The 11,533-nt window shown below is 33.4% G+C and carries 11 protein-coding genes and 1 pseudogene; 2 read left to right on the top strand and 10 right to left on the bottom strand.

Features of this window, described 5'->3' with window-relative positions:
• The first annotated feature begins 627 nt into the window (after window positions 1–627).
• Window positions 628–993, top strand: coding sequence for a YxeA family protein (locus ACODS7_RS22590; protein ID WP_016081048.1), 366 nt, complete (start codon window positions 628–630; stop codon window positions 991–993).
• An 87-nt stretch (window positions 994–1,080) separates the two neighbouring features.
• Here the strand turns inward: ACODS7_RS22590 and ACODS7_RS22585 are convergent, their stop codons facing one another.
• Window positions 1,081–1,791: an alpha/beta hydrolase gene (locus ACODS7_RS22585; RefSeq protein ID WP_243168863.1), complete on the bottom strand. Its 711-nt coding sequence runs from the start codon at window positions 1,789–1,791 to the stop codon at window positions 1,081–1,083.
• Window positions 1,792–2,065: 274 nt separating this feature from the next.
• On the bottom strand, window positions 2,066–2,908 hold the full coding sequence (locus ACODS7_RS22580; protein ID WP_243168864.1) for a polysaccharide deacetylase family protein: 843 nt from the start codon (window positions 2,906–2,908) through the stop codon (window positions 2,066–2,068).
• A gap of 395 nt (window positions 2,909–3,303) precedes the next feature.
• On the opposite strand from ACODS7_RS22580, the gene satA reads away from it, so the two are divergent.
• Window positions 3,304–3,861 carry a streptothricin N-acetyltransferase SatA gene (satA, locus tag ACODS7_RS22575; protein WP_088114682.1) on the top strand — a complete coding sequence of 186 codons (558 nt, stop codon included), beginning with the start codon at window positions 3,304–3,306 and terminating at the stop codon, window positions 3,859–3,861.
• Window positions 3,862–3,959: 98 nt separating this feature from the next.
• Here satA and menA read toward each other — a convergent pair whose 3' ends face one another.
• From menA to arsC, 8 genes and pseudogenes are all read right to left on the bottom strand, one after another.
• Entirely contained in the window at window positions 3,960–4,871 is a 912-nt protein-coding gene (menA, locus tag ACODS7_RS22570; protein ID WP_029442725.1) for a 1,4-dihydroxy-2-naphthoate polyprenyltransferase, read from the bottom strand.
• Window positions 4,872–5,248: 377 nt separating this feature from the next.
• Entirely contained in the window at window positions 5,249–6,184 is a 936-nt protein-coding gene (mntA, locus tag ACODS7_RS22565; protein ID WP_088114683.1) for a manganese ABC transporter substrate-binding protein/adhesin MntA, read from the bottom strand.
• Window positions 6,185–6,201: 17 nt separating this feature from the next.
• Window positions 6,202–7,068 carry a metal ABC transporter permease gene (locus ACODS7_RS22560; RefSeq protein ID WP_048525430.1) on the bottom strand — a complete coding sequence of 289 codons (867 nt, stop codon included), beginning with the start codon at window positions 7,066–7,068 and terminating at the stop codon, window positions 6,202–6,204.
• Window positions 7,065–7,814, bottom strand: coding sequence for a metal ABC transporter ATP-binding protein (locus ACODS7_RS22555; protein WP_088114684.1), 750 nt, complete (start codon window positions 7,812–7,814; stop codon window positions 7,065–7,067). The genes ACODS7_RS22560 and ACODS7_RS22555 overlap by 4 nt, the downstream gene beginning before the upstream one ends.
• A gap of 375 nt (window positions 7,815–8,189) precedes the next feature.
• Window positions 8,190–8,789: pseudogene (locus ACODS7_RS22550) on the bottom strand (DJ-1/PfpI family protein).
• A 54-nt stretch (window positions 8,790–8,843) separates the two neighbouring features.
• Window positions 8,844–9,824, bottom strand: coding sequence for a phosphotransferase enzyme family protein (locus tag ACODS7_RS22545; protein ID WP_103574510.1), 981 nt, complete (start codon window positions 9,822–9,824; stop codon window positions 8,844–8,846).
• A gap of 323 nt (window positions 9,825–10,147) precedes the next feature.
• Window positions 10,148–10,804 carry a uridine kinase family protein gene (locus ACODS7_RS22540; RefSeq protein ID WP_029442730.1) on the bottom strand — a complete coding sequence of 219 codons (657 nt, stop codon included), beginning with the start codon at window positions 10,802–10,804 and terminating at the stop codon, window positions 10,148–10,150.
• Between the two features lie 305 nt (window positions 10,805–11,109).
• Window positions 11,110–11,514, bottom strand: coding sequence for an arsenate reductase (thioredoxin) (gene arsC, locus ACODS7_RS22535; RefSeq protein WP_088114382.1), 405 nt, complete (start codon window positions 11,512–11,514; stop codon window positions 11,110–11,112).
• Window positions 11,515–11,533 lie beyond the last annotated feature (19 nt).

Raw genomic sequence — 11,533 nt, 5'->3', positions numbered from 1 at the left:
GGGAACCCCTAAAGGGTTTCCCAACACTCTGAACAAGTAATAACTTATTACTTGTTCTTCTTTTCTTACCCATAATTATTGATTCTCCCTTCAAAATTAAAAATTTCTAATACAATATGCCAACTATAAGGAAAATAAAAATTATCAAAGAGATTAATAATCTATTTTACGATCCCCCCTAACTAGTTAAAAATCTATCATTAACAAACTTCAATAAAAAATGCCTTCCCCCTCTTTTTTTATCATTGGATTTTTCAGTGCCATAGAAGCACAGCCCTGCATTGCATGTAACTGCCCCATGGGATTCTCTATTCCAAAAGAAAGCAGCCCCCCACAAGATACTTTATTTAATTGTTATCACTCTAATTTATTTAGATAATTCTCTTATTACTGTAAGATACATTTATTCTAAATCCTAAAACACACTTATTTCTTGATAGGTTCTTAAGAAATATCAAAAAAGAAAGAAAAAAGTTATTTGGTTATTCATTCCGTAAGCTTAATGCTCAAGTTAGTTTTTTTCACACGGTTAAACTTTATTAAGAAAACTTTAAGGAATTTCCCTCTATATTCATAAGAATTTTTTTCTATACTGAAGCATGTAAATGAACAAGAGGAGAAACGATAATGAGAAAATTTGTAATTTGCATATTAGGAATAGGCCTTCCTATATACTTACTACCTTTCATATTACGCGGGGATTTAGACAGATTTAATCCGATTGCTGAAGAAAAAAATGTATACGCCGTCGCGAAAGGATATGGCGTTCCGGATTACCATCATAAAGGAAGAGCTATGTACTCACTAAAAGGTGTTGATGAATTAAGCAATGAGAAAGAATATAAAGTTGGAACGAACACACCTAATGATTTTATAAGAAAAACTTACTTAAAAATTCATGTGAAAGGAAAGTATGTGTATTCTTACGATATTATTTCTAAAAAGGATATTCCAGAGAAAATAAGGGGACAATTGGAGCTAGCAGATAAATAAAAGAGCCAATTCATACGATTTGGCTCTTTATTACCTCTCCCACCTACCGCTCGGAGAATTTTTTCGGTAGATTTATTAAATTCGTTATCATTGTTTTAATAACCATTCTTCACTTACTTTCACGGTTTCATCACGTTGTGCTTTTGGCGTAATCAAGCTCGCATTATCACCTTTTTGCTCACCATACATGCCAAAATTAGCATGATTTCCCCCTTTTATCATGTGCATAGTAGTATTCTTTGACATTAACTTTTTATTGTTCTCTATTTTTTCGACAGTTGCTAAAGCATCTACTTCCCCGTAAATTGATAACATTGGAATCAACTTAGTAGAGAAGTCATCTGCAGGATAAGAACCTAAGAAAATAATCCCGTCTACCTTTTCTTCATGCTGAAAGGCATACTTAGAAATCATAGCTCCGCCCATTGAATGCCCAGCAACATACCATTTTTGAACTTCAGGATACTGTTCAATTACACTATCTACCTCATTTATTCCAAATATCGCTAAGTTTAATGGTAACTTAGGCATTACTACAAAATGCCCATCTTTTGCAAGAGCTTCTCCTAAGTAACTATAAGCCTCCGCTTCTACTTTAGCTCCTTGATAAAAAATGACTCCTATTTTTGCATCTTTCTCTCCAAAAACTATATAATTTTCATCTTTTTTATCATCTACTAACGACAAAGCCTCTTTCGTCGGTTTATAAGTAAACTGAGACCAAGTCAAAAACGTAATACTTCCTATAATTAAAATACCAAGTAAAGAGTACAGAGTAATTTCTATCCATTTCTTCACATATATGCCCTCCCTAAGATGTGTATGTTCTATACTTTAATTATTATTTATATGATTGTCGAATAATCTTAACTAATAAGTTTAAAGAAAATAATACGAGTCCTCAAATTCTGTTTTAAAATAAATTCAATATATTCATCCTAAAACAAGGACTTCATACGCAAAGTACAATTTTATAAAAAAAGCCGATTTCTTTATAAAATAAGAAATCGACTTTTGGCTTAGTTATTGATTTAGTAATGGAAAACACCTTTTTAAGATAATTATGTTTATACTATAGACGTTGATCTTTCTGAAAGTTTAGTTGAAAATGATCCGCTTCATTGTATACCCCAAATTCATATCCTTTTTCCTTATAAAATTTAATAATTTCCGGAAGCGCTTGTAATGTCTGTGGTTTTTCATGCATTAGAACTACTTCCACATCTTCTGTTGTTGTACGCTTTACATTCTCTATAATTTGCTGCGGGTTACCTTTTAATTTCCAATCATTTGAATCTATCGTCCAATCCCAAACTTTTATTCCTGCTTCTACAATTTGATTACGAATTTCCTGCCCCTTTAATCCTGGTGCAGATCCATATGGAGGACGGACTAATTTAGGAGTTGTACCCGTAATATTATGAATAAGAGCTAACGTTTCTTTCATCTCCGGTACAAATTGTCCTTTTTTGTATAGCTTATCACTATTATGCGTCATACTATGTGCACCAATATAATGGCCTTCTTTTACTGCTCGTTTTACATTTTCCTGAAAACTTGTATTTTGCAAATTGCTACCTTGCATAAAAAATGTCGAAGCAACATTTTGCTCTTTTAGTACGTCTAAAAATTTCCCAGTTAATTCGCTAGGACCGTCATCAAATGTTAAATATACAACCTTTCCTACTGGTTTTCCATCAGGTCTTTTCTGTTTTGCCAGTGATGTGTCCTCTTTCTTTTCTTGTTGTTGCATATTAGCTAGCTTAATACTTTCATTAGCTACCCCTTTCGCTGGGATAGCGTTCCATTTCCCTATTAAAAAGAACATGAAAAAGGTCGTTGCTAAAACAACTCCTAGAGATAGTATTGCCTTAGTTACTACATTTGTTTTTTTCTTATTTTGTGATTCTTTCATTATGTTTCAATCCTTTCCCTACTAATTTTCATACTCGTTATTTATACAGCTAAGTATTAACTCCAGCTGATATTTACAATAAATAGATTAATAGAGGAAGGTGAAGATAAAATGCAGATAATGTCGAAATTAGTTAAAGAATAGCGTATTGCATCCACTCTTTAAAAAAATATTTGTTTCTCTACTACAGTTAAATTTGAAACCTGGATATACATCCAAAATAAAAAATACTACTCTTTCTAAATAACATTTTTACATCAAGATAACAGCATACCGGCATAAAGATAAAATACAGAGATGGCCGTACTATTGAAATTCTATTATAATTTTGTAATTGGAATTCATTTGAACCAAATGAAGAACTAGAAGAAATATTATTATGTGGAGGTACTCCGATGAACCTTGTAATTAGAGAGTTAGAAACAAATGATTTAGATAATCTCCCAGAGATTGATGACAGTTTTATAGTGAATGCTCGGTTAATTCTTTCTCTTTCCAAAGGAAATAGACATATAGCATATACAGTAGAAGACGTTCCGAGTTATGAAAAAAGTTATTTACAAAATCAAGATGATAATGAAGAACTGGCTTACAATGAATATATAAATAAACCTAATCAAGTCATTTACATAGCACTGTTACATAACCAAATCATTGGATTAATAGTATTGAAAAAGAATTGGAATCACTATGCTTACATAGAAGATATAACGGTAGATAAAAAATATCGTACAATCGGAGTTGGTAAAAGATTAGTTAATCAAGCAAAGCAGTGGGCAAAAAAAGGAAATATGCCAGGTATCATGCTTGAAACGCAAAATAATAATGTCGCAGCATGTAAATTTTATGAAAAATGTGGATTTGTAATTGGTGGGTTTGATTTTCTTGTTTATAAAGGTTTGGATATTGAAAGTGATGAAGTTGCGATTTATTGGTATTTTCATTTCAAATGAAACTTTTTTAAACATGAAACAAAGTCAAAATAAAAACCCCAATCTCTCTATATTAAAATTGAGAAACTGGGGTTAAGTTACTTAACAATATTTTTCATTTAAAACAAATAACTAATTAATAATCCTGCTGATAACAAGAAGCCGAAAATCGTATTTGTCATCGCTGTTGATTTCATTGCGATGCGCATATATCCAGGATCCTTTGCCCCTTTTTGGAAACTTTGAATTGCAGAAATTGGCTTTCTCAAACCTAGGAACATAACTAATGCCCAAGGGCTTATATAACCCATTAATACAATTACGGCAATCCATAAATACGCAATGAAAAAGGCTACCGCTAGTGTTACCACAGCTTTCTCTCTCCCAAGGAGGATTACTAATGTCTTTCTTCCACCTTTAATATCTTCTTCGATATCTCGGATGTTATTCGACATATTGATTGCACCTACTAAAATTCCAATTGGAATGGAAATCAATACACTTTCAATCGTTACAGTATTCGTTTGAATAAAGAAAGCAATGAGTACAAAACATGTCCCCATTAACAATCCAGAAACTAATTCTCCAAACGGGGTGTACGCAATTGGTAATGGACCGCCTGTATATAAATAGCCAACCGCCATCCCAATTAAACCAATAACTACTAACCACCAGCTACTATTCATACAAATATAAATGCCAATAAAAGCTGCTACGACATACAATAAAAGCGCAACTGTTAACACATTTTTTGGCTTCAATCCATGACGGACAATCCCGCCACCAATGCCAACAGAATCAGCGGTATCTAATCCACGTTTGAAATCATAGTACTCATTAAATAAGTTCGTTGCTATTTGCAGCGCTAAACATGCAAGCATCATCGCAATAAATAAAAGCCAATCAATTTTGGCAACGTAAAGTGATGCCACTGTTCCTAAAATTACAGGAGAAAACGTCGCCGTTAATGTATGTGGGCGCGTCATCTTCCATATTAATTTAGCGGAACTAATTTCCTTTTCATTCCCCATAACTCTGTTCAATCTCCCTACATTTTAAGTATAAAATCGCTAGAAGTATTTTTCTATCTATTGTCTACTTCACATCCATTCATTATATCAATAAATGATTATCCTTTCTAACAAATCTACTTTTAATAACGTGAAAAATTATAAAATGAAACTTTAATCAATGAGGGCCCATCCCTCACTGATTAATAGCCCACACCAATCTTGCTTTTACGTGCATGCCGACACTCCCTCACATTCGCCGAATTTTTAAAGAGGGAGTCTTACCCGCCCGCAAATATTGGGATATAAATAAAAGAGCCAACTCATATGAGCTAGCTCTTTCATCTCTTATTGTATAAAAATTCAATAGTTACGCTACATTGAAAAACAGATAGATCCTACTTTTGTAGCCCATTAATAATGGTATCTATATTCCATTTCATCATTTTCAAGTAAGTATCTCCATCCTCACCTGATTTACCTAGTGAGTCTGTAAAAATTGTCCCTGCAATCGGTACGTTTGTTTCTTTTGAAACAGTTTCCATGCTACGTCGATCTACACTTGTTTCAACAAATAAAGCTGGCACTTTGTTTGTTTGAATTGCACTTACAACATCTCTAATTTGATCTGGCGTACCTTGATTTTCTGAGTTAATTTCCCAAATGTATCCCGTCTTAATGTCATATGCTTTTCCAAAGTATTTAAAAGCACCTTCGCTAGAGATTAAGAAACGTTTTTCTTCAGGGATTTGATGAATTCTATTCACTGTCTCATCGTGTAATTTTTGAAGTTCTGCTACATACTTATCGGCATTTTTAGTATAGAACTCTTTATTTTTAGGATCTTCTTTAATTAATGCCTTCTTCACATTTTCAGCGTATAAAATACCATTTTTAATATTCATCCAAGCATGTGGGTCTGGTTCTTTTTCTAATCCTTTTGTTTCTAAGTAAATAGCTTCTACACCTTCACTTACTTTATAAACCGGTGCATCTTTCTCTGATTTATTTGCCGTTTTTAATAGTTTTTTAAACCATGCTCCGCCCTCTTCTAAGTTTAGCCCATTGTAAAACACCATATCTGCATCTGTCATTTTCATAACATCTTTTGGTAGTGGATCATATTCATGCGGGTTAGCTCCGATTGGAACAAGACTATGAATCTCAACTTTATCTTCACCAATTTGCTTCACCATATCATATATAATAGAGTATGTAGTTACAACTTTTAATTTTCCATTACCCTCTTCTTTTCCATTTGTGTTACTAGAACACGCTGTTAATGCAAATACGAAAATACAAAGTATTGATAATAAAACATTTTTAAATTTCATCTTTATCCTCCAATCAATTATGACAACTCTGCTCTATTTTTTCTAATTTTGATAGCTCTCCAAAACAATCCTTGTGACGGTGAGAAAAAGAATGCCAATGCGAACAAGAATGTTGCGACAAGAACAATTGTTGCACCTGAAGCGAGATTATAAGAGAAACTAAAATATAGCCCTACTACAGATGAAAGTGCACCAATACCTGCCGCTAAATAAATCATGACCCATAAACGGTTTGTTAATAAATAAGCTGTAGCCGCCGGTGTGATAAGCATCGCAACAACTAGAATAATTCCTACAGTTTGAAGTGATGCTACTGTAACCATTGTAAGTAGGATCATTAAGCCATAATGAATCCATTTATTCGGTAATCCATAGCTTTGCGCCATCGTTGGATCAAAAGTGGATACAAGTAATTCTTTGTAAAACAGTATCACAAGCCCGATAATGACCACCCCAATAATCAGTGTCATCCACATATCTGAAGAACGAACTGATAGGACGTTCCCGAATAAAATATGATACAAATCTGAACTACTCTTCATAAAGGTAATTAAAATAATTCCTATCGCGAAAACAGATGTAAACATAATCCCTATCGCCATATCATGTTTAATTCGACTATTTTGACTTACAAATCCGATTCCAACTGCAGTAATAACACCTGTTAAAACCGCCCCTATAAAATAGTTCATACCAATCATATAAGAAAGGGCTACGCCTGGAAGAACAGCATGTGAAATGGCATCTCCCATTAAAGCCATACCTCGTAAAATAATAAAACAGCCTATTACCCCGCAAATCACTCCTACCATAACGGAAGTTAATAACGCTTTCTGCAGAAAACCGTACTGCATTAATGCATCTATAAATTCTACAATCTTCATGATGAATGTACCTCCGCTGCATTATTAAACAATATGCCGTGATTCACATACGCTTTTGACATAATAGTTGGTTCTAATACTTGCCTTACTTCTCCGTAATGAATTAAGCTCTTATTCAATAATAGTAATTTATCAAAATAAGATTCTGCTTTACTTAGGTCGTGATGTACTACGACAATTGTTTTCCCTTCTTTACGTAACTCCCTAAGAATTTTAATAATTGTCTCTTCACTTGTTACATCAATTCCAACAAACGGTTCATCTAAGAAGAAGATTTCTGCCTTTTGTGCTAATGCTCTCGCTAAAAAGACACGTTGTTGTTGTCCACCTGAAAGCTCACCGATTTGACGATTCTTAAATTCCTCCATACCGACTTTTTTTAGACATTCAAAAGCCCAATCTCGATGCTCTTTCTTCGGTCTTTTCATCATCCCTAAAGATGGATACGTTCCGATTAGAACAACATCTAAAACTGTAATCGGGAAATCCCAATCTATATCACTCCTTTGTGGTACATAAGCAACATGCTTTCTAGCACTTCGAATATCCTCTCCAAGAACTTGAACATATCCCTTATCACTTGGAATTAGATTTAAAACAGCTTTCATTAAAGTAGATTTCCCCGCACCGTTTGGACCAATAATTCCAACGAGCTTTCCTTTTTCAATATCGAAGGAAACATTTTGAACTACTTGATTCCCTTGATAAGATACAAACAAATCTTTAACAATTATAGCCTCATCCATTTTTTATGCATTCCCCTTTCTTTTTTTCGTATATGTAATTATTTTGCGCAAATGCAACTTTTAAACAAAAAAATATAACACGAATGTAAATCCGCATTTAAGTTTCCTTAGGGAAACTTTTTTATATGAGTCAAATTATATAAGCTAGACACAAATTTGTAAACTGATTTTTACTAATTTATGAATATATAATAAAAATCATTATCACTGTGGAACAAAATATATTATCTATTTTATAATTTTTCAAAAAAGATATTACTGTGAAAAATAAGCAATATAGTATAAAAGAGAAAGAATCTACTCATATGAATTGGCTCTTTCTCTTTTAAAATATGTAATACACTCTACAGCAAAAAAACTATGCTTACGGTCAAATCACTTCCAAACAACACCTCGCCGCTCGTATTCCATTCTATATTCAACTGTAGCTGCAATTTTGGGACTTGCGAACCTTTCCGTGATCCAAAGACCTAAATCAAGCCCTGAAGTAACTCCTCTTGCAGTAATACTATCGCCTTAATCCACAATTCTGTAAGGAAGAAGTTCTGCTCCATATTCACTCATTTCATGCTGCGCTAAATGGTGCATTGTCGCCTTTTTACCACTCAATATACCGGATGCAGCTAGTAACATACCTCCTGTACAAACTCCCGCAACGATCGTTCCTTCATTGTGCATTTCTCTAATTATTTTAGTTAAAGTACCAAGCTCTGCTTGCTTTCGTGCCCCGTTCTCAGCTTTATGATTCCAGCCACCACCAGGTACAATTAACAAATCTGGACGATTATCCATTCGTAAAAAATCATGTAGTTTCACCGTAACTCCAAATGAAGTAGTCACTTCTTGTTTCCGTTCACTTGATACGAGTTCAACCGTAAATGGAGCACCTTCTTCTATCGCTCTTTTCAATACTTCAAAAGGAGCAAAAGAGACAAGCTCTCCAAAACCGTCAAACAATACAATTTGTATTTTCATTTGTAGAACACCTCATATGGTTTCTTTTTGAATCCCAAATTAGGAGGATACATGTTATTTACAAATTAACAATGAAGATAGCCTTTCTCCTCTTACTCTATAAACTTCCAAATGTTCTTCTAATTCCCTCTCTGCACTCATTACACTTAGCGTTTTCTTCACAAAATTCCAATTCAAACTGCCGGATAACCATAGTAACGAAGAAAGTCTTTTATAATCATTTGAAGTTAAAATGTTACTAGCTTTATACCCTTCTAAAAATGCTCTAGCAACTTCCGAACATACTTTATGCGACTGTATTCCTTCTGTCCGGGAATACCACTTTATTAAAAAGGCTAGTCCTTCCATACGATCAACATATGCAATGGATTCAAAATCTATAATTCCTTTTACAGATTGATTGGAATTCCATATGACATTTAAAGGATTTAAATCAGTTTGTACTATATACTCTAGATCATTCTTATGTGCGCTTTCTATATGATACTTAGCGAGATCTATATACCCTCTTAATTCCTTACATGTACCACCCTTATTTTCTAACAGCTTTATAAACTCAACATACCCATCCAAGTGAGATTTCTTTTGAAAAGTCGAGCTTTGAAACGTATTAGAAATGTCATGTATCTTTCTTGCTTCCTTTCCGAAAACTTCTGCCATCGTTTCTGTACAATGAGTAACATGTTCCCCTTCAATCCAAGTAGACAATACAAACCGGTACTGTTCATCATTCCAAGTGACAAATGTAAATGACTCTCCCGCCCTATTCTCCTTAATCTGCATAAATGGGATTCCATGCTCTCGTAAATAATACGTAAACCGTACTTGCTCTTTCAATTGTTCATTTGATAACGTCCCAAAGGCTGGATTGCTTGTTCGATCGCTATTTATAAACCGCGCGGAATATCGATTTCCATTTACGATGATTTTATAATGCAAATCTGTATGCCAACTGTTCTTATGTAATTCTTCTACTACTAATGTATGAATTTCTTTAAAATAATTTATTACTACGTCTTTTATTACGTGTTTCATACTATTCTCCTTACATACAAAAATTCATTTTTGTACTTCCGAATATAAAGCTTTTAAAGTGAGGATTTTTAAGATACACCTAATGTATTCAAATAAAAAATCCTATCCTACTGTGAGTAATAATACCGTTATGTAATTTTGCCGCCAAAATTACAGTAGCCTTCTTTCATCTATATAGATGAAAGAAGGCTACTAAATCTTTTTAAAAATCTAGTTATTTCATAGTGAATGTATTATTGATTAAATAATACATTTGTTTAACACAAATACTAAATAAGAAAAACTAACCGTCATAATGCAATTAACAAATTGAGGATCTTCATTTAAACTTTATAAAACTCAAATGTATTTTTTTCTAAACATATTGTTTCATCAGAAGTTTTGATAATGATATCAAAACGCTGACTATACGAATGCATAAATACTTCATATTGAATCCGGCGTTCTTCATGAGACTGCCTTAAATAATTTATATCAGCTCCCCTTTCAGCTATATCCCGGCTTGATCTTCTCATTAGTTCCGTTTCACCATCTGTATAAAAATAAATTTTCAAATCAAATAAATTAGGATTAATAAATGCGGCGCTCATTCCTTCCACAATCGTTACTTTATTTTCCGAAGAAATCAACTCACTTTTCATATAATGCGTATCTATCGTATAAAAATCTAGCCCAGCTCTAACCATATGAATATCTCTTTCTAAAGCTCCCAAATGATGCGCCGCTGGATGACAAGCTGTCATTTTATAACGATGATTTTCATTTTGATATGTATAGTGAATCACTGCATGCTTGCGGATATCCGAACTAACAATGTAAGGATCTGTATTAATATAATTTACTTCATTTTGATTTAGTAGCTTTACGAGTCTATTAGTAAACGTCGTTTTTCCAGCTGCACCATGTCCTGAAATACCGATAACAATTTGTTCATCTCTCATCTTTAACCAATTTATGATTTCTTGTAACAACTTATCCATCATTCTCCCCCTTGCGCTAATATACTACCCTTTATTTTAATATCCAAAAATCCTTTTATCTAATTATACATAAAAAGGAAAAGATAGTGTGATTATTCATCATACCATCTCTAATTCTAAACAACTTTATGATCTTTTAAATGACTTTATTATTTGTGAACACCTACATGATTAAATACATTTCTAACTTTATCAATCCAATAGAATATCCTCTATTTTTCGGTAATTTATGCGAACCAATGCAGTCATGACTAATAAAAAAGAGCCAATCTCCTATATGATAGAAGATTGGCCCTTTCCTTTATTTACTCCCCTGTTTCAGAAAATCGCTTTATACGTTCTCCAATTTCATCGCGAACACGTTGAAATTCAGCCCACTCTTTTCCTGCTGGATCATCAAATCCCCAGTGAACACGATTTACATCCGGCGGAGTAGATGGACATACAGCATCTGCATGACTACAAAGCGTAACGACTAAATCAGCACTATTTAAAATGTTTGCATCAATTATATCTGATGTTTGATTTGTTATGTCTATATTTACTTCATTCATTGCTTTAATTGCGTTTGGATTTACTCCATGTGCTTCGATTCCTGCAGAATACACATTCCACTTATCTCCTAAATATTTCTTTCCCCATGCTTCTGCCATTTGGCTTCGGCATGAATTTCCTGTACATAAGAAATAGATTGTCTTTTTGTTTTCCATGGTATTTTCCACCTTTATT

This window comes from Bacillus sp. FG16 (assembly GCF_057809515.1).
This window is presented reverse-complemented; position numbering and strand designations above follow the sequence as displayed.

Excerpts from the sequence above, each read along its gene's own strand:
- ACODS7_RS22590 (WP_016081048.1), top strand. The coding sequence starts at position 628 with ATGAGAAAATTTGTAATTTGCATATTAGGAATAGGCCTTCCTATATAC.
- ACODS7_RS22580 (WP_243168864.1), bottom strand. The coding sequence starts at position 2,908 with ATGAAAGAATCACAAAATAAGAAAAAAACAAATGTAGTAACTAAGGCA.
- satA (WP_088114682.1), top strand. The coding sequence starts at position 3,304 with ATGAACCTTGTAATTAGAGAGTTAGAAACAAATGATTTAGATAATCTC.
- menA (WP_029442725.1), bottom strand. The coding sequence starts at position 4,871 with ATGGGGAATGAAAAGGAAATTAGTTCCGCTAAATTAATATGGAAGATG.
- mntA (WP_088114683.1), bottom strand. The coding sequence starts at position 6,184 with ATGAAATTTAAAAATGTTTTATTATCAATACTTTGTATTTTCGTATTT.
- ACODS7_RS22560 (WP_048525430.1), bottom strand. The coding sequence starts at position 7,068 with ATGAAGATTGTAGAATTTATAGATGCATTAATGCAGTACGGTTTTCTG.
- ACODS7_RS22555 (WP_088114684.1), bottom strand. The coding sequence starts at position 7,814 with ATGGATGAGGCTATAATTGTTAAAGATTTGTTTGTATCTTATCAAGGG.
- ACODS7_RS22545 (WP_103574510.1), bottom strand. The coding sequence starts at position 9,824 with ATGAAACACGTAATAAAAGACGTAGTAATAAATTATTTTAAAGAAATT.
- ACODS7_RS22540 (WP_029442730.1), bottom strand. The coding sequence starts at position 10,804 with ATGGATAAGTTGTTACAAGAAATCATAAATTGGTTAAAGATGAGAGAT.
- arsC (WP_088114382.1), bottom strand. The coding sequence starts at position 11,514 with ATGGAAAACAAAAAGACAATCTATTTCTTATGTACAGGAAATTCATGC.